At 69.9% G+C, this 20,520-nt stretch carries 23 protein-coding genes and 1 tRNA gene; 5 read left to right on the plus strand and 19 right to left on the minus strand.

The annotated features are described in order from the left end of the window. The 5 genes from ABZ319_RS35125 to ABZ319_RS35145 all read right to left on the minus strand — a co-directional run. A partial coding sequence (locus tag ABZ319_RS35125) for a globin domain-containing protein (protein ID WP_354990875.1) occupies positions 1-1,037 on the minus strand: 1,037 nt, incomplete at its 3' end. Beyond that, positions 1,034-1,504: an Rrf2 family transcriptional regulator gene (locus tag ABZ319_RS35130; protein ID WP_354990876.1), complete on the minus strand. Its 471-nt coding sequence runs from the start codon at positions 1,502-1,504 to the stop codon at positions 1,034-1,036. The genes ABZ319_RS35130 and ABZ319_RS35125, both read right to left, overlap by 4 nt. 199 nt (positions 1,505-1,703) lie before the next feature. Continuing rightward, positions 1,704-2,222 carry a hypothetical protein gene (locus ABZ319_RS35135; protein WP_354990877.1) on the minus strand — a complete coding sequence of 173 codons (519 nt, stop codon included), beginning with the start codon at positions 2,220-2,222 and terminating at the stop codon, positions 1,704-1,706. Between the two features lie 196 nt (positions 2,223-2,418). Continuing rightward, entirely contained in the window at positions 2,419-2,859 is a 441-nt protein-coding gene (locus ABZ319_RS35140; RefSeq protein WP_354990878.1) for a hypothetical protein, read from the minus strand. Continuing rightward, positions 2,859-3,557, minus strand: coding sequence for a pyridoxamine 5'-phosphate oxidase family protein (locus tag ABZ319_RS35145; RefSeq protein WP_354990879.1), 699 nt, complete (start codon positions 3,555-3,557; stop codon positions 2,859-2,861). Before ABZ319_RS35145 ends, ABZ319_RS35140 begins: the two co-directional genes overlap by 1 nt. 94 nt (positions 3,558-3,651) lie before the next feature. Here ABZ319_RS35145 and ilvA point away from each other — a divergent pair, with 94 nt between their 5' ends. Further along, positions 3,652-4,866 (plus strand): threonine ammonia-lyase, encoded by a 1,215-nt coding sequence (gene ilvA / locus ABZ319_RS35150; protein WP_354990896.1) that lies wholly within the window; start codon positions 3,652-3,654, stop codon positions 4,864-4,866. A gap of 78 nt (positions 4,867-4,944) precedes the next feature. Here the strand turns inward: ilvA and ABZ319_RS35155 are convergent, their stop codons facing one another. After that, positions 4,945-5,268, minus strand: a complete 324-nt coding sequence (locus ABZ319_RS35155; protein WP_354990880.1) for a multidrug efflux SMR transporter — start codon at positions 5,266-5,268, stop codon at positions 4,945-4,947. A gap of 351 nt (positions 5,269-5,619) precedes the next feature. Here ABZ319_RS35155 and ABZ319_RS35160 point away from each other — a divergent pair, with 351 nt between their 5' ends. Continuing rightward, positions 5,620-5,796, plus strand: coding sequence for a hypothetical protein (locus ABZ319_RS35160; protein WP_354990881.1), 177 nt, complete (start codon positions 5,620-5,622; stop codon positions 5,794-5,796). Positions 5,797-5,884: 88 nt separating this feature from the next. On the opposite strand, the gene ABZ319_RS35165 is transcribed toward ABZ319_RS35160, so the two are convergent. The 4 genes from ABZ319_RS35165 to ABZ319_RS35180 form a co-directional block, all read right to left on the minus strand. Further along, entirely contained in the window at positions 5,885-6,181 is a 297-nt protein-coding gene (locus ABZ319_RS35165; RefSeq protein WP_354990882.1) for a helix-turn-helix transcriptional regulator, read from the minus strand. A 5-nt stretch (positions 6,182-6,186) separates the two neighbouring features. After that, a complete protein-coding gene (locus tag ABZ319_RS35170; protein ID WP_354990883.1) occupies positions 6,187-6,525 on the minus strand; it encodes a type II toxin-antitoxin system RelE/ParE family toxin in 339 nt (112 codons plus the stop codon). A 117-nt stretch (positions 6,526-6,642) separates the two neighbouring features. Next, positions 6,643-8,064 carry an argininosuccinate lyase gene (gene argH, locus ABZ319_RS35175; protein WP_354990884.1) on the minus strand — a complete coding sequence of 474 codons (1,422 nt, stop codon included), beginning with the start codon at positions 8,062-8,064 and terminating at the stop codon, positions 6,643-6,645. Positions 8,065-8,179: 115 nt separating this feature from the next. Beyond that, entirely contained in the window at positions 8,180-9,385 is a 1,206-nt protein-coding gene (locus ABZ319_RS35180) for an argininosuccinate synthase (protein ID WP_354990885.1), read from the minus strand. A 495-nt stretch (positions 9,386-9,880) separates the two neighbouring features. Here ABZ319_RS35180 and ABZ319_RS35185 point away from each other — a divergent pair, with 495 nt between their 5' ends. Next, on the plus strand, positions 9,881-10,267 hold the full coding sequence (locus ABZ319_RS35185; RefSeq protein ID WP_354990886.1) for a hypothetical protein: 387 nt from the start codon (positions 9,881-9,883) through the stop codon (positions 10,265-10,267). An 86-nt stretch (positions 10,268-10,353) separates the two neighbouring features. Beyond that, positions 10,354-10,920 carry a hypothetical protein gene (locus tag ABZ319_RS35190; RefSeq protein ID WP_354990887.1) on the plus strand — a complete coding sequence of 189 codons (567 nt, stop codon included), beginning with the start codon at positions 10,354-10,356 and terminating at the stop codon, positions 10,918-10,920. Positions 10,921-11,009: 89 nt separating this feature from the next. Here the strand turns inward: ABZ319_RS35190 and ABZ319_RS35195 are convergent, their stop codons facing one another. The 7 genes from ABZ319_RS35195 to argC all read right to left on the minus strand — a co-directional run bounded on the left by ABZ319_RS35195 (position 11,010) and on the right by argC (position 17,261). Next, on the minus strand, positions 11,010-11,354 hold the full coding sequence (locus ABZ319_RS35195) for a hypothetical protein (protein WP_354990888.1): 345 nt from the start codon (positions 11,352-11,354) through the stop codon (positions 11,010-11,012). Between the two features lie 71 nt (positions 11,355-11,425). Continuing rightward, a complete protein-coding gene (locus tag ABZ319_RS35200; protein ID WP_354990897.1) occupies positions 11,426-11,899 on the minus strand; it encodes an arginine repressor in 474 nt (157 codons plus the stop codon). A 47-nt stretch (positions 11,900-11,946) separates the two neighbouring features. Further along, complete coding sequence (argF, locus tag ABZ319_RS35205; protein WP_354990889.1) at positions 11,947-12,888, minus strand: ornithine carbamoyltransferase; 942 nt, start codon at positions 12,886-12,888, stop codon at positions 11,947-11,949. After that, positions 12,885-14,087 (minus strand): acetylornithine transaminase, encoded by a 1,203-nt coding sequence (locus ABZ319_RS35210; protein WP_354990890.1) that lies wholly within the window; start codon positions 14,085-14,087, stop codon positions 12,885-12,887. The genes argF and ABZ319_RS35210 overlap by 4 nt, the downstream gene beginning before the upstream one ends. Beyond that, positions 14,084-14,998, minus strand: a complete 915-nt coding sequence (gene argB / locus ABZ319_RS35215) for an acetylglutamate kinase (RefSeq protein WP_354990891.1) — start codon at positions 14,996-14,998, stop codon at positions 14,084-14,086. The genes ABZ319_RS35210 and argB overlap by 4 nt, the downstream gene beginning before the upstream one ends. After that, positions 14,995-16,206 (minus strand): bifunctional glutamate N-acetyltransferase/amino-acid acetyltransferase ArgJ, encoded by a 1,212-nt coding sequence (gene argJ / locus ABZ319_RS35220; RefSeq protein WP_354990892.1) that lies wholly within the window; start codon positions 16,204-16,206, stop codon positions 14,995-14,997. The genes argB and argJ overlap by 4 nt, the downstream gene beginning before the upstream one ends. Further along, on the minus strand, positions 16,203-17,261 hold the full coding sequence (gene argC / locus ABZ319_RS35225; protein ID WP_354990893.1) for an N-acetyl-gamma-glutamyl-phosphate reductase: 1,059 nt from the start codon (positions 17,259-17,261) through the stop codon (positions 16,203-16,205). Before argC ends, argJ begins: the two co-directional genes overlap by 4 nt. Positions 17,262-17,327: 66 nt before the next feature. Here argC and ABZ319_RS35230 point away from each other — a divergent pair, with 66 nt between their 5' ends. Beyond that, the gene (locus tag ABZ319_RS35230) at positions 17,328-19,001 is read left to right on the plus strand and encodes an LCP family protein (RefSeq protein WP_354990894.1); all 1,674 of its coding nucleotides are present in this window, start codon (positions 17,328-17,330) and stop codon (positions 18,999-19,001) included. An 81-nt stretch (positions 19,002-19,082) separates the two neighbouring features. On the opposite strand, the gene ABZ319_RS35235 is transcribed toward ABZ319_RS35230, so the two are convergent. After that, a tRNA-OTHER gene (locus tag ABZ319_RS35235) sits at positions 19,083-19,161 on the minus strand. Between the two features lie 217 nt (positions 19,162-19,378). Further along, on the minus strand, positions 19,379-20,113 hold the full coding sequence (locus ABZ319_RS35240; RefSeq protein WP_354990895.1) for a helix-turn-helix domain-containing protein: 735 nt from the start codon (positions 20,111-20,113) through the stop codon (positions 19,379-19,381). Positions 20,114-20,520: the final 407 nt, after the last annotated feature.

Raw genomic sequence — 20,520 nt, forward strand, 5'->3', positions numbered from 1 at the left:
CAGGTGCGCGCCCGCGCGGTGGGCAGGCCGGCGACGAGTTCGCCGGCCTGCTCGCGCAGCGGATGCGTCGCGGCCGAACGATCCGCGTGCAGCACCAGCGCGTGACGCTCGGACGCGCACGCGCGCAAATGCTCGAGGATTCCCACCATCGGGGTGATGCCGATGCCCGCGGAGATCAGCACCACGGGGGTGCCGGCGGCCGGATCGACGGTGAGATCGCCGAAGGGCAGGGTCACCTGGAGTCGGTCCCCCACGCCGAGCGTGTCGTGCAGCCAGGCCGAGACCTCCCCCTCCGGGCCGTCGGCTCCGGCCGCGACCCGACGCACCGCGAAGGCGAGCCCGCCGTCGCCCGAACGATTGGTGAGGCTGTACTGGCGCAGCTGCCGAGCGCCGTCGGGCAGGTCAGCGCCCACCGAGACATATTGCCCCGGAAGGAAATCCGGGAGCGGGCGCGACGGGTCCGCGGACTCCACCACGAAAGTCGCCACCCCCGACGGGTCGTCGACGCGCTGGGTCACGACGGTCTCGCGGAACACATCACCCGGGGTGACGCCCGCACCCGCGTACAGCTCGTTCTCGAAGTCGATGAGCGTGGTGGCCATGAGCCAGTACACGCGATCCCAGGCCGCCGCGATCTCGGCGGTCACCACGTCCGCGCCGAGCACCGCGACGATGGCGGCGAACAGGTGCTCGTGCACGATGCGGTATTCGGGGGCGGTGACGCCGAGCGAGGCGTGCTTGTGCCCGATGCGCGCGAGCAACTCGCGCGGATGCGGCAGGGCCGGATCGACGAGATGACTCGCGTAGGTGGCGATGGAGGCCGCCAGCGCCCGCTGCTGTGCGCCCCGGCGCTGATTGCCGCGATTGAACCTGTCGCGCAGCAGTTCCGGGTGCGCGGTGAACATCTCGCGGTAGAACCGCGCGGTGATGGCGTCGATGTTCGCCGCGATCAGCGGCAGCGTCGCGCGGATCACCGCGGCGTGCTCGGGTTCGAGTTCGGGGACGGCCTCGAGGGCGGCTTCCTGCGCGAACGTCATGATCGTGACTCCTGTTCTTCGAATGCGGCGGCCGGGAGCACCGGCATGTGCAGCAACTCCACGGTGCGCTGATCCACCAGATCGGTCAGGGTGTACCCGTCCAGCTGTCGATAGAAGGCCTCCTGGGCCTGCGCGAGAATGCCGCGCAAACGGCAGGCGCTCGCCAGCGGGCACGGATTGTCGCCGAGGCACTCGATGACCTCGGAATCACCCTCGAGTTCGCGCACGATCGTGCCCACGGTCTCGGACCGGCCCCGATCGGTCAGGAAAATGCCACCGGTCCGGCCGCGCTGGGAGTGCACGTAGCCGAGCTCGACGAGCCGGGACACCGCCTTCGCCACGTAGTTCTCGGACGCGTTCACCTGTCGCGCAATGAGTTTGACGGTGACGCGTTCCTGCGCGTCATCACTCACCGCCAATCGCATGAGCGCACGCAGTCCGAGATCGGTGAACCGGGAGAGCTGCATGTCCCCCACGCTACTAATTCCGCTTTTCTGAAGCATGTTTTGCGGGTGTGGTCTTTAATACGCGAATCAGTGCGGATTTAAGCGGTGCCCTGCCGGTCGAATGTGGCCGCGCTGGTTAACTTCTGGCATCGAAACTCGGCGGCAACGAAAAAGCCCGCTCCCTATTCGGAGCGGGCGGCGATTCCGGGCACGACGCGAATCACATCATGCTGGCGCTCAGCCTGCCCGGGCCCGTCTTCACGCCGGGGCCCATGCAGCCCATCACCATGTCCGGGGTCATCATTTCGTATTCGGCGACGACGTGGACCCGCTCACCCGCTCCGACGCCGCTGATGACCTCGAGCGGGCCTGCGGCCGGCTGCATCATCGTCACCGGCCAGTGCCCCCACAGGGTGCTGAGCTCGCCGTTGGACCAGACGATGTGCACCGTGATCGGGCCGTTCGCCGGGTGCATGCAGTCCGAGGAGGCGGTGTGCACGCCGGTGAAGGTGCCGCCGGTGATGCCGTCCGCCCCCGTGCAGCCCCAGAGCCGGCCGACCGAGGTGAATACCAGATCCTTGGGCGTCATATCGATCGCGCCATCGACCGCGGTCCAGCGGAAGTCACCGCCGGAACAACTGGCCATCGGGGTGGCCGCGGCCGAGGGCAGCGCCGCCGGAGCCATTGCGAAAGCGGCGGAAACAGCGAGTGCGGCAATGATCTTCGAGGTTTTCGGCACAGCCTCCCTCTCTTCCGAATGGTGGAGGTGGAGCAGAAAAGGCGCAGGCCAGCGCGTTCGACGCGAACATTAGACCGAGCCGTGGGGCCGAGCCCGACATTTCGGGCCGCGCCCGGTCCCGCCGCGTGGCGAAGCACGCGGATCGACCGACCCGCACCTGTTCCCGAGTGCCGGGTTGATCACCGCGAGTGCCGGGCTACTTCCCGCGCTCGACCTCCGCCCGGGCGGCCTTGATGCGGTCCCACGGCACCGCGGGGCGGGCCAGGCCGCGCCGGCGCAGATACTCCTTGGCCGCGCGGCTCGCCCTGCGGCTCAGGCGCAGACCCTGCGCCGCCGAACCGGTGTACTCCTCGAATCCGGTGGGAGTGAAGACGAGGTCGATGCCTTCGGCGCGAATGCTCCCGCGGATCTGCACGGACCGCATGCTCCCGCCCTCCGCGTCGTGACTGTGCGCCAGCATGGACGCCGGGCCGTCCATCGCGTCGAACCATTTGGGCCGCGCCAGCACCAGTGAGCCACCGCGCGGACCGGGGTGGCAGCGCAGACTCACGGGATAGCCGGCCGGGCTGTCGGCGGTCAGCACGACGCCGTCGGGAAACCGGTAGAGCGCGTGGTGAATATCCTGAACCAAACCCATTACCGCGCCCCTTCCGGCCGCTCGGGATGCTGTGGATGCGGCGGCGGGCCGGGGTGCGGCCGGCCACCGGGCGGATGCGGGGCGTTCGGATGCGGCGGCGGGCCATCGGCGAACGGGGATCCGGCAGGATGCGGCGGCGGGGCATCCGCGAACGGGGATCCGGCGGGATGCGGCGGCCCGTCGGCGTGGGTCACGTTCTCGTAGCCGGGCAGCGCCGACTCGTGGGGTACGGCGGTCATATCCCGGCCCGGCCACCAGCGGATGCGGACGGGTTCGACGGTGATCTTCAGGCGCATGTAGTACCACCAGAACACGCGGCGGGTGATGGCGTCACCGGCGATGCCCTTGGGGCTCTGCGCCCAGACCTTGCGCCACTGGCGCTCCAATTCCTCGTCCCAGGTGACGATTTCGGAAACCACGGCGTTGCCCTGCACCAGGACCACGGGCGGATCATCGAGTCCGCCGGCGGTGGGATTGGAGTAGAGCAGGGAGACCTTGGGGTCGCGCCGGGCGTTGAAAGCCTTGTAGGGGAACCCGATTCCGGTGCTCACCAGGATGGCGCCGCGTTCGGGCAGCCAGAGCGGGGCGACGGGGACGGCGATCGGGGTGCGATCGCGTGCGCGCGTGGCGAACTCCGCGGTGTAGTGGCGTTCGAGGACGCCGGCCACCTCCGGGGGTATCGCGATGGAATTGCTCATGCAACACGATCGCGCCATCGCCCGCCCGGCGCAACAATCCACGGGCCATGGTGTCCTACGCGACACCGCAGCGAACACCTGGCAGCATGACGCCATGGATATCGTCGCGCGGGTCGAGGCGGCCGCGACCCTGCTGGAGCCGGTGATCCGCCGGACGCCCGTGGTGGCCTCGCGGGCGCTGAGCGATCGCACCGGGCACGACGTGTGGCTCAAGTGCGAGAACCTGCAGCGCACCGGGTCTTTCAAACCGCGCGGGGCGTACAACCGCATCGCGAATCTGCCCGCGGCCGCCCGCGAGCTCGGCGTGGTGGCCGCGAGCGCGGGCAATCACGCGCAGGGTGTGGCGTGGGCGGCGACCTCGCTGGGCATCGAGTCCACGGTGTTCATGCCGGTGGGCGCGGCCCTGCCGAAACTGGTGGCCACCAGGGCATACGGGGCGACCGTGCATCAGGTCGGGGAATCCCTCGACGAGGCGATCACGGCGGCACAGACCTTCGCGGAGCAGACCGGGGCGACCCTGGTGCACCCCTTCGATCACGCCGACATCGTGGCCGGGCAGGCGACGGTGGCGCTGGAGATCCTGGAGCAATTGCCGGAGGTGGAGACGGTGCTGGTGCCCACCGGCGGCGGCGGGCTACTCGCGGGCATCGCGGCCACCCTGCGCGAGCTGGCCCCGGAGGTGCGGGTGATCGGCGTGCAGGCGGCGAACGCGGCGGCCTGGCCCGGATCCCTGGAAGCCGGAAAACCGGTGCGGCTCACCCAGATGTCCACCATGGCGGACGGCATCGCCGTGGGGTTGCCGGGCGAGGTGCCGTTCGCGCACGTACTCGATTGCGCACCCGCGATTCTCACCGTCGACGAGGACGCGCTCTCGCGGGCGCTGCTGCTGTGCATGGAACGCGCGAAGCTCATCGTCGAGCCCGCGGGGGCGGCCGCGGTGGCCGCGCTCATGACCTGTGCCGCGGACGAACTCGCGCTGCGCGGCCAGGTCTGCGCGGTGCTGTCCGGCGGCAATATCGACCCGCTGCTGCTGACCCGCGTCATCGGCCACGGCCTGAGCGCGGCCGGCCGCTACCTGGTCACGCGCGTCACCATCTCCGACCGCCCCGGCAGCCTCGGTGGCCTGCTGGCCGAGCTGGGCCGCACCGGCGCGAGCGTCCTGGACGTGGTCCACTCCCGCACCGGGGCCTGGCTGGCCATCGACGAGGTGGAGGTGCTGCTCACCGTGGAGACCCGCGGGCCCGCGCATCGCGACGAGGTCCTCACCGCCCTGGCGGACGCGGGATACGCGGTGCGCGTACAGGATTGACGGTCCGGGCGGGTGTGGGACCGGAGACGGGAGCGGCGCGGGACCGGCGGCGCGGTCGGGGCGGGACCGGTCACGCGGTCAGTGCGCCCCGCCGAGTTCGAGGGCAAGCACGCCCGCGATCACCAGGACGATGCCGCCCATCTGCACCAGGGTCAGCGTCTCGTTCAGGAACAGCGCCCCGATGATCGCGATGGCGACCACGCCGACCGCCGACCAGATCCCGTACGCCACCCCGATGGCCATCCCCCGCTTCAGCGCCTGCGACAGGAAGAAGAACGCGCAGCCGTACCCGATCACCACGACGATCGACGGCACCACCTTGGTGAAGCCCTCGGAGATCTTCAGCGACACCGTCGCCGTCACCTCGAACGCGATGGCCAGGCCCAGCAGCAATAGGGTCATACCCGCAGCATATCGACGCTGATCTTGCTCCCCGGGACCGCCGCGGCGTCCCGATCGGCTCGACGCGTGAGCCGGGTTCGCTCCGCCGCCCCACCCGGGTCGAATAAATGGGTGGCACCGATTCACATTTTCTGGATACGGTGTCCGGCATGTGGATGCCCCTGTACTCCTGAGCGCTTCTCGCGCTTCACGTTCGGACGGCCGACGCCGCGCCCCGTGCGCCCGCGTGCTCTGACGGCCACGACGCTCCCCCGCGTCGCCCCCACGTGATTCTCCCGCCGCCCCGCGGCGAATTCCGATACTGACCGGCCGCTTCCGGTGAGTCGGTCCCACATGCCCGCAGGAGGACCCATGCCCGATCAGCCTTCCACGCCCGAATCACACTCCCCCGAGCCCGCCGATCGCCCCCTCTCGCGCCGCGAGCGCCGCGGCAAGACCGAGAAGTCGCAGTCGGTCCCCGGCCGCGTCCACGGCCCCGGCCGCACCGCCGTCCCGGCCAGCAAACACATGAATTACCGTCGCGGATAAGCGATTCCGCGCACGAACCGAGGCCCGCCGCGCACACCGCGACGGGCCTCGCGCGTTCACGGTCAGCCGCCCGGCGCGCCGATGGCGCTCAACCGGCTTCCGGCAACGCGAATTCGACTCGGAGCCTGAGTTCCAATGCCTCGGCGAAGCGTTCGAGCATCGGAATGGTGGGCATCGTGCCCCCCGCCTCGAATCGCGCTACCGCGGGCTGCTTCAGACCGGCCCGCTCCGCGAGTTCGGATTGTGTGAGGCCGAGCGCCTCCCGCCGCTCACGAACCGCCGCCCCCAGCTCGAAACGAATCCGAGCGGCGTCATACGCCGCGCCGGCCCCTGGACGGTCGAGGATCTCGGCCCGCTTATCCGACCAACTCTTGCGTTCATCCATGGAATTCACTCCTCCTCCACGGCGTGCGCCTCGGCAATACATCGCCGCATTGCCCGCATCGCGCGCTCGATCTCGGCAGACTCGCGCATGCGACGCTTCCGAAACACCGTCAGCAGGATGATGCGCCTGCCGGGCGCGATCCAGTAGGTGATTCGCACCGCGTCTCGGGTCAAGTAGAAGCGAAGCTCGCGGAGTTTGCCCTGTAGCTGTCGTGTGTAGGGCTCGCCGAGTAGCACGCCCCGCTCCGCGAGCAGGTCGACGTAGAAGATCGCGGTCTCCTGGTCGTCCTGATCGAGCGAGTCGAACCACCCGTCTATCTCCGATTCCACCTCTCCCCAATTCATAACACGGACGTTATATCGACGGCAAGCGCGGCGTCCGGGGAACAGGGATTCGGCGCTGTTGGACGCGCCGCCCGGGAAAGCCGCCGGTTTCATGCACGGCAACCTTCCCGATCGGTGTCAGCTCAGCCAGGTGCGCTGGTCGGCGGCGGCGGCGCGGACCTCGTCGAGCTGTTTCGCCACCTGGACGCCGGCGGTGCCGCCGCGGGAGTTGCGGGAGGCGATCGAGCCTTCCACGGTCAGGACCTCGCGGACCTGGGGGGTCAGGGCCGGGTCCACGGCGGCGAACTCCGCGTCGGTGAGTTCGTCCAGGCCTACGCCGCGGGACTCGGCGGCGCGGACGCAGCCGCCGGCGGCCTCGTGGGCCACGCGGAACGGGACACCTTGGCGGACAAGCCATTCGGCGATGTCGGTGGCGAGGGTGAAGCCCGCGGGGGCCAGTTCGGCCATGCGGTCGGTGTGGAAGGTCAGGGTGGCGACCAGGCCCGCGATCGCGGGGAGCAGGAGCTCGAGCTGGGCCACCGAGTCGAAGACCGGTTCCTTGTCCTCCTGCAGGTCGCGGTTGTAGGCCAGGGGCTGGGCCTTCAGGGTCGCGAGCAGGCCGGTGAGGTTGCCGATCAGGCGGCCGGCCTTGCCGCGGGTCAGTTCGGAGACGTCGGGGTTCTTCTTCTGCGGCATGATCGAGGAGCCGGTGGACCAGGCGTCGGCCAGGGTGATGTAGCCGAATTCCGGTGTGCTCCAGATGATCACCTCTTCGGCCATGCGCGAGAGGTCGACGGCGGTCATCGCGAGGACGAACGCGGCCTCGGCGGCGAAGTCGCGCGAGGATGTGGCGTCGATCGAATTGGACGCGGCCGCATCGAAGTTCAGGTCCGCGGCGATGGCCTCGGGGTCCAGGCCGAGCGAGGAGCCTGCGAGCGCGCCCGAGCCGTACGGGGAGATGGCGGCGCGCCTGTCGAAGTCGCGCAGCCGGTCGATGTCGCGCAGCAGCGGATGCGCGTGCGCGAGCAGGTGATGCGCGAGCAGCACGGGCTGGGCGGCCTGCAGATGCGTCTTGCCCGGCATGACGGCGTCCGGATGCGCGGCGGCCTGCGCGACCAGCGCGTCGACCACATCGAGCATGCCCGCGGCGATCCGGCGGACCGCGTCCCGCAGCCACATCCGGAAAAGCGTTGCCACCTGGTCGTTCCGGGACCGGCCCGCGCGCAGCCGGCCGCCGAGTTCGGCGCCGACGCGTTCGATGAGCCCGCGCTCGAGCGCACCGTGCACGTCCTCGTCGGACTCGGCGGGACCGTACGCGCCCGAGGCCACGTCCGCGGCGAGGGCATCGAGCCCGGCCAGCATCGCGTCGAGATCACTCGCGGAGAGCAGTCCGGCCTTGTGCAGCACGCGCGCGTGCGCCTTGGAGGCGCGCACGTCGTAGGGCGCGAGCACCCAGTCGAAGTGGGTCGACTTGCTCAGCGCCGCCATGGCCGCGGCCGGACCGGAGGCGAAGCGCCCACCCCACAGCGCGCCCTCATTGGTGCCGTGCTGCTCGGTCATGTGGATCTCTCCTGTCCTCGGGGTGGGTCCGGTATGCACACTATCGGCGTCCTACCCGCGGGGATCGCGATGGGTAGGACGCCGAACGGTGGTGACGCGTATGTGGTGCTGTGACTTACTTCTTGCTGCTCAGGTCGCGACGCGCGGCGACCTTGGAGGACAGGCCGTGAATCTGCACGAAGCCCTTCGCCAGGGACTGATCGAAGGTGTCGCCGGCGTCGTAGGTGGCCAGGTTGAAGTCGTACAGCGACTCGTCCGAGCGGCGGCCGTTCACGACCACGTTGCCGCCGTGCAGGACCATGCGGACCTCGCCGGAGACGTGCTGCTGGGTGTCCTGCACGAACGCGTCCAGCGCGCGCTTGAGCGGGGAGAACCACAGGCCGTCGTACACCAGCTCGCCCCAGCGCTGCTCGACCTGGCGCTTGTAGCGTCCCAGCTCGCGCTCGATGGTGACCGCTTCGAGCTCCTGGTGCGCGGCGATGAGGGCGATGGCGCCGGGCGCCTCGTAGATCTCGCGGCTCTTGATGCCGACCAGGCGATCCTCGACCATGTCGAGACGGCCGACGCCCTGCCGGCCGGCGCGCTGGTTCAGTTCCAGGATGGCCTCGTACATCGACACCGGGCGGCCGTCGATGGCGACCGGGACGCCCTTGTCGAAGGTGATGATGAGCTCGTCGGGCGCCTCGAAGTTGACGGTCGGGTCCACGGTGTAGTCGTAGACGTCCTTGGTCGGGGCGTTCCACAGATCCTCGAGGAAGCCGGTCTCGACCGCGCGGCCCCACAGGTTCTGGTCGACCGAGAAGGGCGACTTCTTGGAGACGTTGATCGGCAGGTTGTTCTCGCCGGCGAACTCGATGGCCTTCTCACGGGTCCAGGCGTAGTCGCGGACCGGTGCGATGACCTTCAGGTCGGGCGCGAGGGCGCCGATGCCGACCTCGAAGCGAACCTGGTCGTTGCCCTTGCCGGTGCAGCCGTGCGAGACGGTGTCGGCGCCGTGGTACTCGGCGGCCTCGACCAGGTGCTTGACGATCAGCGGGCGGGAGATGGCCGACACCAGCGGGTAGCGGCCCATGTACAGCGCGTTCGACTGGATGGTCGGCAGGCAGTACTCGTTGGCGAACTCGTCGCGCGCGTCCACCACGATGGACTCGACCGCGCCGCAGTCGAGCGCGCGCTGGCGCACATCGTTCATGTCCTCGCCGCCCTGGCCGAGATCGATGGCGACGGCGACGACCTCGGCGCCGGTCTCCTTACCGATCCAGCTGATGGCGACTGAGGTGTCCAGCCCGCCGGAGTAGGCGAGTACGACGCGCTTGGTCATAGTCCGTGTGCTCCTCGATTAGTACGTGTAGGTCGGTCGCGCCCGCTACGGGGCAGTGCGGGCGAGCTCGGTATGTTCACGCGCCGCGTGCCCGCTCCGTCGTCCTGCAAATGATTATGCACGATGATGCAAGCCCATTCATAACCGGGGGTGGGCAAACAGGAACGGCCTGGCCAGGACCGGTGCGGACGTCGGCGGGGCGGTGCCGATATACGGCGGGAACAGGTGGATCAAGGGGGTGTAGTGGATGGTCGGCGCGCTCGCCGATCCGGCGGGCACCGCGCCGGCCGGCGACCACCCGACCCACCGCTTCCTGAATGAAGGGCAGCACCCGCGGGCCGCACGCAGGGTGCCGGCACCCGTCCCCCGCGCTCCCGCCTCCTCGACGGCGAGTCGATTCGCGATTCTCGGGTGTCGGCCTGCGCGAACGCCGCCGGTCGCGGATACTCACCGCTGATGGCGCGCAAGCGGATTCACTGCAGAGAGATGATCGGCATGTTCGGATTTCGGAAGTCGGCGTTCGTCGCCACCGCGTTCACGGCGACGGCGGCCGCGCTGCTGTGGAGCGCGCCCCAGGCCTCGGCCTACGTCACCAGCGTGACCGTCACCTCCACCAGCGGCGGCAAGTACGGCACGGGCTGCTCCTACAAGGTCACCGTCAAGGGCAGCGCGAGCGAGAACATCTGGCTCTACGACAGCGCCGCCGCCGGCTTCGACCCCCAGCAGTTGGTCCTGGACGCCACCGGCACGGGCACCTCGACGTGGAGCCCCACGTCGACGGGCACCCACTACGTCCAGGCCTGGTCCTACAACGGATCCCAGTGGGCGACACTCGAAGTCGGCACCGGCACCAACCTCGGCAGCGCCTGCCTGGTCAGCTGATCCCCGGCACGGCAGCGGTACGGCAGCCGCGTTCCGCGGCCGCCGTAGCGGCTGACAGTGTCGGCGGCCGGCCCTAGACTCCCGCCGTGCCACTCTCTGCCGCCGATCTCATCGGCTACACCGACCGTGCCCTCGACGCCGATCTCGCCCGCTGGTTCCCGGACGCCCCGCCGGTGGACGTGCCCGCCGAAACCCGCCCGGTAGCAGCGTTTCTCGAACGGCTCGCGCCCACCGACGCCGCGGCGCTCGCGGCGCTGGACCGGCGCGTGCGCTCCGGCGAACTCCCCCAGTTCCTGGACATGTACGACTGGTCCTACGGCTTCGACTTCGCCGGAAACGACTGCAACATCCTGGATTCGGACTACGAGACCGAACTCAGCGACGACGACGTGTATCCCATCGGGGCCGACGGGGGCGGCAACCTGTACGTCGTGCTGGCCAATGGCCAAGTGGCCGTGTGGTTCCACGAGGAGGAGGTCATCGAGGCCGAGACCCGGTTCGACAACCTCGACGTGTTCCTGTGGTCATTCGTCCGCTACGGCGCGGTCCGCGCAGGCGTCCTGACCCGCGACGCCGTCGAAGCCGATTTCCACGCCCTCGGCCAGGACGGCGCCCTGAATCCGAACCTGGGACTGCTCCGCTACATGAAGTAGCGCGATCACCCTGAGTTCCACGGCCGCCGACGTTCGACCCGCGGCGGCCGGTGGACCGGGGTGACCGCGAGTGCGCGGTGAGGTGCCGGCTAGCGCGGTCCCGGCGATCGCGTGCGGCCGTTCGCCGGTGACGTGCATTTCGGTGCCGGCGGCGGAGTTTCGAGCGCGTAGGCCAGATAGTCGGCGTCCGGGTCGCCGGGGCGGCGGGCGATCGCGGCCCGCACCGCGGCCCGGCCCGGCGCTCCGCCGTGCAGCACCAGCGCGGCGGCCGCGTCGGCCTGGACCGGAATCAGGAAGTCGTCCAGGAGCTCTTCCAGGCGGCGGCGGGCGGCCGCGCTGTGGATGTGCGCGGCCAGCGCGGGGATGGACGACAGGCGGGTCGCGGGGTGGTGGGAGTGAGCCAGGGCGGTGGTGAGGGGGGAACTCGTCGCCATGCGTTCGCTGCCTTTTCGGGGTCTCGGGCCCGGGGCGGCGAACGAGCGGCCGATCCGGGGATCGGGTGCCGTTACGCGAGTTGCTCTATCTTGGCGGCCAATTCGGCGCCGGTCATGGGTTCTCGGGCGATGACGGCGATGGTGTCGTCACCGGCGATCGTGCCGACGATCTCGGGCAGCGCCGCACGGTCCAGGGCACTGGCCAGGAAGTGCGCGGCGCCCGGCGGGGTACGCAGCACCGCGATGTTGCCGCTGGCGTCGGTCGAGACCAGCAGATCGCCCAGGAGTTTGGACAGGCGTTCGGTGCCGCCGGTCACCCCGCGCACGGGGCTGCCGTCCTCGGGCACGACGTACACGCCCGCCCCGCCGTCGGCGGCGCGGAGTTTGACCGCGCCGAGTTCGTCCAGGTCACGCGAGAGCGTGGCCTGCGTGGTGTCGATCCCCTCGCCCGAGAGCAGGGCCGCGAGCTCGGACTGGCTCCGGACCTCGTGCTGGGACAGGATGGCGACGATCCGGGCCTGCCGGCCGGCGCGGGTGCGCGCGATGGCCGCACCCGATCTGCCGGCCGGGGCGGTCGAGCGGCGCTCGGTCGTCACGCGACACCGTTGGCGTGCTTGGCCAGCAACCAGACCAGCAGCGCCTTCTGCGCGTGCAGGCGGTTCTCGGCCTCGTCCCAGACCGCGCTGTGCGGTCCGTCGATGACCTCGTCGGTGATCTCCTCACCGCGATGCGCCGGAAGACAGTGCAGCACTGTCACATCCGAGGCCGCGCGGGCGAGCAGCTCGGCGTTGACCTGGAACGGGCGGAACGGCGCGACCCGGTCGCGCCCGTCGCCTTCCTGGCCCATGGATGTCCAGGTGTCGGTCACCAGCGCGTCCGCACCCTCGGCGGCGGCGAGCGGATCAGCGGTGAAGGTGATCTTCGCACCGGTCTCGGCGGCGCGCTTCTGCGCCAGTTCCACGATCCAGCCGAACGGCTCGAAACCCGCGGGGGCGGCGATGGTCACGTTCATTCCGGCGGTGACGCCGCCCAGCAGCAGCGAGTGCGACATGTTGTTCGCGCCGTCGCCCAGGAACGTCAGATTGCGCCCGGCCAGATCGCCCTTGCGCTCACGCAGGGTCTGCAGATCCGCCAGCACCTGGCACGGGTGGAACTCGTTGGACAGCGCGTTCACCACCGGAACCGTTGCGGCGCCGGCCATCTCGTCGAGCCGCTCCTGCCCGAAGGTGCGCCACACGATGGCGTCCACGTAGCGCGAGAGCACCCGCCCGGTGTCGGCGAGGGTTTCCTCGCGGCCCAACTGGGTGTCGCGCCCGTCCACGACGACCGCGTGCCCGCCGAGCTGCGCGATGCCCATCTCGAAGGAGAACCGCGTGCGGGTGGAGTTCTTCTCGAACATGACCGCGACGCCGCGCGGCCCTTCGAGCGGCCGGGCCGAGAGCGGAGCCTTCTTGAGTTCGGCAGCGATGGTGAGGATTTCGGCCTGTTCGGCCGGGCTCACATCGTCATCACGCAGAAAATGCCGGATCGTCACCGGTTGTTCTCCTTCTCGGCCTTGGCCTGCGCGGCATCGAGGATGCCGGGGAGGTCGGATAGGAAATTGTCGGCCTGGGTCTCGGTGAGCACCAGCGGCGGCGCCAGCCGAATCACGTCGGGCTTGGCGGGATTGAGCAGGTACCCGGCTTCCCGCGCCGCCTCGTCCACCTGCGCCGAGACATCGGCGTTGAGCTGGATCCCGATGAGCAGCCCCGCGCCCCGCACGTGATCGACCAGCGGGTGATCCAGCGCGTCGATGCCGTCGACCAGAATCTTGCCCACGGTCTCCACGTGCGCCAGCAGACCCTCCTCGTCGATGGTGCGCAGCACCGCGAGAGCCGCTGCGGCACAGACGGGATTGCCGCCGAAGGTGGTGCCGTGCATGCCCGGCTGCAGCAGGTCCGCGGCCGGTCCCTGGGCGAGCACCGCGCCGATGGGCAGGCCGCCGCCCAGCCCCTTGGCCAGGGTGATGACGTCGGGCACGATGCCCGCGGCCTGGTGGGCGTAGAACGCGCCGGTGCGACCGATGCCGGTCTGCACCTCGTCCAGGATCAGCAGCGCCCCATGCTTTTTGGTGATGGCGCGGGCCTGCGCCAGGTAGTCGGCGGGCGGCACCACGACGCCGCTCTCGCCCATGATGGGTTCGAGGAACACCGCGGCGGTCTGATCGTCGACGGCGGCGGCCAGCGCGGCGGCGTCGCCGTAGGGCACGTGTACGACCCCGGCGGGCATGGGCTCGAACGGCGTGCGCTTGGCCGGCTGCCCGGTCAGCGCGAGCGCGCCCATGGTCCGGCCGTGGAACGCCTCCTGGCAGGCCACGATCTTGGTCTTGCCGGTCAGGCGCGCCATCTTGAACGCGGCCTCGTTGGCCTCGGTGCCGGAGTTGCAGAAGAACGCGCGCCCGTGCCCGTCCCCGAAGTGCGCGAGCAGCCGCTCGGCCAGTTCGATGGCCGGTTCGCTGGCGTACAGGTTCGAGACGTGCCCGAGCGTGCCGAGCTGGGCGGTGACCGCGGCCAGGATGGCCGGGTGCGCGTGCCCGAGGCTGTTGACCGCGATGCCGCCGAGGAAGTCCAGGTAGCGCTTGCCGTCGGCGTCGTAGACCACCGCGCCCGCGCCGCGCACCAGCGCGATCTTCGGGGTGCCGTAGTTGTTCATCAGCGCGGCGTTCCACCGGTGCTGAATCTCGGCTGTGCTCATGGTTTCACTCCGTTCGAACTTCCCTGCGCGGGCGTGACCATCGTGCCGATGCCCTCGCCGGTGAACAGTTCCAGCAACACCGAATGCGGTACGCGCCCGTCGATCACGTGCGCGGAGGGCACCCCGGACTCGACCGCGCGCAGGCAGGCTTCCATCTTGGGGACCATGCCCGCATCCAGGCTCGGCAGCAACTCGGCGAGCTCGTCGGTGTCGATGCGGGTGGTCAGCGAGGAGCGGTCGGGCCAGTTGGTGTACAGCCCTTCGACATCGGTGAGGATGACGAGTTTCTCCGCGCCGATGCCCTGGGCCAGGGCGGCCGCGGCGGTATCGGCGTTGATGTTGTGCACCACCCCGTCCGCGTCCGGGGCGATGGTGGAGACCACCGGAATGCGTCCGGCGGCAATGAGATCGAGCACCGCGTCCGGGTTCACCTCGGTGACGTCGCCGACCAGGCCGATGTCGGTGGCCTCGCCGTCCACGTCCACGGTGCGCCGGGTGGCGGTGAACAGGCCGGCGTCCTCACCGGAGATGCCGACCGCGTACGGTCCGTGCGCGTTGATCAGCCCGACCAGCTCGCGGCCGACCTGACCGAACAGCACCATGCGGACCACGTCCATGACCTCGGGGGTGGTGACGCGGAAGCCGCCGCGGAATTCCCCCTGCAGGCCCAGCCTTTTCAGCATGGCGCTGATCTGCGGCCCGCCGCCGTGCACGACGACCGGGTGCACCCCGACGGTGCGCAGGAACGCCATGTCGGCGGCGAACGCCCGCTTCAGCTCATCGTCGATCATGGCGTTGCCACCGTATTTGACGACCACGACCTTGTCCCGGAAGCGCTGCAGCCACGGCAGCGCGTCGGCCAGGACGTGCGCCTTGTCCAGCGCCGTGAGTTGTTCGTGCGCGGCGGTCATGAGCTGTACGCCGAATTCTCCACGACGTATCCGATGGACAGGTCGGTCGTGCGGATGGTGGCGGCGCCGTCGCCGAGTCCGAGATCGACCAGCACGGTGATGTCCGGGCCGGACAGGTCCACCTCGCGGGCGCCCGGCGCGCCCATGCCGTCGACGCACACCGGCTTTCCGTTGAACGACACCGAGATCCTGTCGGGATCGAGGTCGATCGGCGCGATGCCGATGGTGGCCAGCACGCGGCCCCAGTTCGGGTCCGAGCCGAAGAACGCGGTCTTGACCAGGCTGTCACGGGCGATGACGCGCGCGCCGATGAGCGCCTCGTCCTCGCTGACCGCGCCGGTGACGGTGATGTGCACCCGCTTGGTGACGCCCTCGGCGTCGGCCATGAGCTGCTCGGCCAGATCGTCGCAGACCGCCAGCACGGCCGCGTCCAGCTCGTCCTGCGACGGGGTGACGCCACTGGCGCCGTTGGCCAGCAGCAGCACGGTGTCGTTGGTGGAGCAGGAGCCGTCCACGTCGAGGCGGTCGAAGCTCAGGCGGGTGGCGTTGCGCAGCGCGGTGTCGAGCTGTTCGGGGGTCGCGGCCGCGTCGGTGGTCAGCACCACCAGCATGGTGGCCAGCGACGGGGCGAGCATGCCCGCGCCCTTGGCCATGCCGCCCACGTTCCACTTGTCGGTGTGGTGGAAGGCGGCTTCCTTGGGCACGGTGTCGGTGGTCATGATGGCGCGCGCGGCTTCCGCGCCGCCCTGCAGGCCGCCGCCCATCTCGTGCACGATCTCGGTGATCGCGGGGATCAGCTTCTCCATCGGGAGCCGGTCGCCGATGAGACCCGTTGAGCAGACCGCGATCTCGCCCGCGCCGGTCTCGGTGCCCCAGTTGCTCAGGGCCTTCGCGAGTTCCTCCGCGGTGGCGTGGGTGTCCTGGAAACCGCCCGGACCCGTACAGGCGTTGGCCCCACCGGAATTGAGGATGACCGCCCGCAGCTGCCCGTCGCGTAGTACCTGCTGGGACCACAGCACCGGCGCGGCCTTGACCTTGTTACGGGTGAACACCCCGGCGGCCGCGTACTCCGGTCCCTCGCTGAACACCAGCGCCAGATCGGGCTTGCCGCTGACCTTGATGCCCGCGGTGATGCCGGCCGCGCGGAAGCCCAGCGGCGCGGTGACGCCCTGGGTCCGGACCAGCTTGCCGTCATTGCTCGATGTCACGGTGCCACTCCTACGGTGGAAAGTCCTGCGGTCTCGTCGATTCCGAGAGCCAGATTCATGGATTGGACGGCCGCGCCCGCGGTGCCCTTGGCCAGATTGTCGATCGCGCCGATCACGACCAGCACCCCGGCGGCCTCGTCCACGGCCACCTGCAGGGTCACCGCGTTGGAACCCAGGACCGAACCGGTCTGCGGCAGTATGCCTTCGGGCAGCAGGTGTACGAAAGGCTCGTCCGCGTAAGCCTTCTCGTACACCGCGCGAGCGGCGGCGGCGTCCACGCGCACCGGCGCGGTGCAGGTGGCCAGGATGCCGCGCGGCAGCGGGGCCAGCACGGGGGTGAAGGACACCGCGACGTCCTGTCCGCTCGCGGCCTTCAGGTTCTGCTCGATCTCCGGGGTGTGCCGGTGCGCGCCCGCGATGCTGTACGCGCGCAGCGAGCCCATGACCTCCGAGCCCAGCAGGCCCACGTCGAGCTTGCGGCCCGCGCCCGAGGTTCCGCTCACCGCAACCACATTCACGGTCGGTTCGATGATGCCCGCCGCGACGGCCGGGGCCAGCGCGATACTGGCGACGGTCGGGTAGCAGCCGGGGACCGCGATCCGGGTGGCGCCGCGCAGGCGATCGCGCCCGCCCGGCAGTTCGGGCAGGCCGTACGGCCAGGTGCCCGCATGGGGGGTGCCGTAGTACTTCTCCCAGGCCGCGCCGTCGGTGAGCCGGAAGTCCGCGCCGCAGTCGATGATCACGGTGGATTCGGGCAGGGCCTGGGCGAGCGCGGCGGACTGCCCGTGCGGCAGGCCGAGGAACACCACGTCGTGCCCGGCGAGTTCGTCGACGGTGGTCGGGCGCAGGATGCGATCGGCCAGCGGCAGCAGATGCGGCTGCAGATGGCCGAGCGCGGTGCCGGCATTGGATCCGGCGGTCAGCGCGCCGATCTCGAGTCGCCCGTCGCGGTAGGCCGGATGGCCCAGCAACAGTCGCAGGACCTCACCGCCCGCGTACCCACTCGCACCAGCGACCGCGACCCGCACCGTGGGCCCACCAGAGGTATCCGCCATGTGATGATTATGCACGACTGTGCAAGCTCATTCACAGCCGGGTGCGATTCCGTGCCTGATTCACCCGTGAATCTGACAGTTTCCGCACGTTCCGGCACACTCGATGAAGCCATGTACGACGACGACACCACCCCCATCCCGGCCGTACGCACCGGTTCCGACGCCCGGCCCGCCGCCGAATCCACCCGCCCGCCATCGCGGAGCTCCCGCCATACCCGGCCCACCTCACACCGCAGGGCCGCCGGGAGCGGCCGCCTACGGATGGCCGGGCGGGTGCTGGCGGCGCTCGCGGCGGTCCTGGTGCTGGGCATCACCGGGGCGGGCTGGTACGGGGAGAACAGCCTCGAGGGCGGCTTCGCGCGCTCGGAGGTGATCCCGGAAGAAGACCGGAGCCTGGACGGCGACATCAATATCCTGCTCATCGGCCTGGACACCCGAAAAGACCTCGACGGCAACGATCTACCCAAGGCCATCCTGGACGAACTCCACGCGGGCGACGGCTCCGAGGGCGGTTACAACGCCAATTCGCTCATCCTCGTGCATATTCCGAAAGATATGCGCTCGATCACCGCGTTCTCCATCCCGCGCGACGACTACGTGGCGGTCAGCGGCATCCCCGGCTACACCAACGTGAAGATCAAAGAGGCGTACGGGCTCAAGAAGTACGCGGCCGAGGAGAAGCTGAAGGCGCAGGGCATGACCGACAAGGTCGAGCTCGAACGCGAGGGCCGTGAAGCCGGGCGGGCCTCGATCGTGCAGACGGTCAAGGCGCTCACCGGCGTTCCGATCAATCGATTCGCCGAGGTGTCGCTGGCCGGCTTCTACCACCTGGCCGACGCCCTGGGCGGGGTGGACGTGTGCCTGAACAAGGCCGTCGACGACAGCTACTACTCCGGCGCGGTGTTCCCGGCCGGCCGCCAGCACCTGGACGCCGGGCAGGCACTGGCCTTCGTGCGCCAGCGGCACGGCCTGGAGAACGGCGACCTGGATCGCACGCACCGGCAGCAGGCCTTCCTCACCTCGGTCGCCAACTCGCTGAAATCCAAAGGCACCATTACCAATCCGGGCAAGCTCAAGGCCCTGATGGACGTGGCGCACAAGGACGTGGTGCTCTCGGACGGCTGGAGCCTGACCGAGTTCATCACCACCCTGGGCCGCGCGGGATCGCCCACCGTGGAGTTCAACACCCTGCCGGTGCTGCGCTACGACAACATCAACGGCCAGGACGTGAACATCGTCGATCCGGTCGCGATCCGCAAACAGGTGCGCGCGGCCTTCGGCGTGGCCGAGCCGCCGGTGGTGAGCGCGCCGACCACGATGCCGGTGAGCACCCTGGACGTGGTCAACGCCGGCACCACCCCCGGCCTGGCCGCGAAGATCTCCAAGAGCCTGGGCGCCAAGGGATTCCCGACCGGCGATGTCTCGAGCGCCACCTACTCCGACGGCACCTCCACCGCCGTGCTCTACGGCGCCGGCGCGGAGACCGACGCCCAGCAGCTGAGCCGGATGCTCAGCGGCATAACCGCTTCCGCCTCGGACAATGTGCTCCCGGGCCACGTGAAGCTGGTCATCGGCGCCGACTTCGAGGTTCCCGAGGCCCTGGATCCGGCGGCCGCGGCCAACGCCGCCTCCGGAACGACCACCACGACGACAACCCCCACCACGACGACCTCCGGCACCCCCGACGCCGGCAAGTCGGTCACCACCACGATCGGCGACGGCATCCCCTGCGTGAACTGAGCGCCGCCCGGGCCGCCGCGCGACGACGGGCCCGAAAACCCAACGGCGGTAGCGGTTCCCGGCGCGGCCGGACGGGCGAAGTGGGGGCGGTAGGGATCGAACCTACCGTGCGTGAGCACCTGTTTTACAGACAGGCTGAGCCACCAGGCTCCTCGCCCCCGCGGGCTGCGGCATGAAAAAGGGCCGCTCCGTGTGCTTTTCAGCGCGCAGGCGGCCCGTGTGGATCGACGTGGAGCACCCTCACGAACGGCCGCGGATACAGCGATAGCGCGCACGAGCGGAGTCGAGCACCGAATTGATCCTGATCACCGTCGTTCCTTTCGCGTTCGCCGGGTGTGCCCACACGCTAACACCCCCGGTACGCAGGCCGACAGCGATTAATTCGGGGCGGCGACCGGCACCAGGGAGTAGATGCACCAGTGCCGGCGCGGCAGCTCGAAGCGGAAGACATGGGTGGTCATCTCGACCCATTCGCCGGTCTCGGGTGAGCGCACGGCGATCGGGCGGCGGGGCTGGTCGTCGGACGGAATGTCGCTCGCGCGGAACCGATCCCAGTCCGGGGAGTGTTCGGCGAACAGCCGGGTCAGCTGTTCGATGCGGGCCGGCTCGACGAGGCCGGGCGCCATGTGCCGGAAGGCGTGCACGACGCTGCGGGTTTCGCGCTCCCAGTCGCGCAGCGCCACCCGGGCGCGCGGGTCGAGCAGCATCCACTCCATGACGTTCGCCCCGGGTCCCAGGCCCGGGAAGACCCGCAGATAGGCATCGTTGGCGGCGACCACATCCAGCGCGGGCACGGTCTGATAGCACGCGGGGTAGGGCAGGCTGTGCAGGAAAGCCATTTCGGCCGCGTCGGGAGCGCCCTCGTCGGCGATATGGGCGCTCAGCTCCGGCTGCAACACCTTGGCCGCGTGATCGCGATACTGCACCGGGACATCCAGGGCGTCGAACAGCGCGCCCAGCGCGGTCGGGGTGGGTGGGCGCGTGCCCTGTTCCAGTTTCTGGATCAGGGCCTCCGAGACCCCGGCACGCCTGGCCAGCTCGGCCCGGGTGAGCCCGGCGCTCTCCCGCGCCTCACGCAGATAGCTCGCGATCGCCAGGTGTGCGTCGGCCATACCGCTACCTCCCGCGAAATCGCTGTGTACTGGGACTCGAGGTCGAATCTACCGCCCCGGGCAGTTCACCCGGCAACCGCCATTACCCGACCCAGACAGCATTGCCAAACCGGGCGACTGGGACAAATTGGGACAGGCCCGAGCCTTGACGGCGGACCGGTGAAATCGCGATGCTCTCCAAGCCGTGCACTGCTGTTCGGCCATACCGGATGCCAGCGGAGGGGACGGCACGAAGGTCCGCATCGCCGATCACGATGCGCGACGGATTCGTGCCGCGGGGCATCCGACGCGACGGGCCGGCCCGACACCGGCCCGCCGTGCGTATCGACCCGCGGTCGGTGGTGCAACGCCGCCCCACCGGCCACCCGCTGCCACCACGGCGCTTCCCCCAGCAGCGTCGGAACTCC

Origin of the sequence: Nocardia sp. NPDC005978 (assembly GCF_040614455.1) — a bacterium.
Lineage (GTDB): Bacteria > Actinomycetota > Actinomycetes > Mycobacteriales > Mycobacteriaceae > Nocardia.

Coding starts and splice junctions, on each gene's coding strand:
- ABZ319_RS35130 (WP_354990876.1), bottom strand. CDS start 1,504: ATGCAGCTCTCCCGGTTCACCGATCTCGGACTGCGTGCGCTCATGCGA.
- ABZ319_RS35140 (WP_354990878.1), bottom strand. CDS start 2,859: ATGGGTTTGGTTCAGGATATTCACCACGCGCTCTACCGGTTTCCCGAC.
- ABZ319_RS35145 (WP_354990879.1), bottom strand. CDS start 3,557: ATGAGCAATTCCATCGCGATACCCCCGGAGGTGGCCGGCGTCCTCGAA.
- ilvA (WP_354990896.1), top strand. CDS start 3,652: ATGGATATCGTCGCGCGGGTCGAGGCGGCCGCGACCCTGCTGGAGCCG.
- ABZ319_RS35155 (WP_354990880.1), bottom strand. CDS start 5,268: ATGACCCTATTGCTGCTGGGCCTGGCCATCGCGTTCGAGGTGACGGCG.
- ABZ319_RS35160 (WP_354990881.1), top strand. CDS start 5,620: ATGCCCGATCAGCCTTCCACGCCCGAATCACACTCCCCCGAGCCCGCC.
- ABZ319_RS35165 (WP_354990882.1), bottom strand. CDS start 6,181: ATGGATGAACGCAAGAGTTGGTCGGATAAGCGGGCCGAGATCCTCGAC.
- ABZ319_RS35170 (WP_354990883.1), bottom strand. CDS start 6,525: ATGAATTGGGGAGAGGTGGAATCGGAGATAGACGGGTGGTTCGACTCG.
- argH (WP_354990884.1), bottom strand. CDS start 8,064: ATGACCGAGCAGCACGGCACCAATGAGGGCGCGCTGTGGGGTGGGCGC.
- ABZ319_RS35180 (WP_354990885.1), bottom strand. CDS start 9,385: ATGACCAAGCGCGTCGTACTCGCCTACTCCGGCGGGCTGGACACCTCA.
- ABZ319_RS35185 (WP_354990886.1), top strand. CDS start 9,881: ATGTTCGGATTTCGGAAGTCGGCGTTCGTCGCCACCGCGTTCACGGCG.
- ABZ319_RS35195 (WP_354990888.1), bottom strand. CDS start 11,354: ATGGCGACGAGTTCCCCCCTCACCACCGCCCTGGCTCACTCCCACCAC.
- ABZ319_RS35210 (WP_354990890.1), bottom strand. CDS start 14,087: ATGAGCACAGCCGAGATTCAGCACCGGTGGAACGCCGCGCTGATGAAC.
- argB (WP_354990891.1), bottom strand. CDS start 14,998: ATGACCGCCGCGCACGAACAACTCACGGCGCTGGACAAGGCGCACGTC.
- argC (WP_354990893.1), bottom strand. CDS start 17,261: ATGGCGGATACCTCTGGTGGGCCCACGGTGCGGGTCGCGGTCGCTGGT.
- ABZ319_RS35240 (WP_354990895.1), bottom strand. CDS start 20,113: ATGGCCGACGCACACCTGGCGATCGCGAGCTATCTGCGTGAGGCGCGG.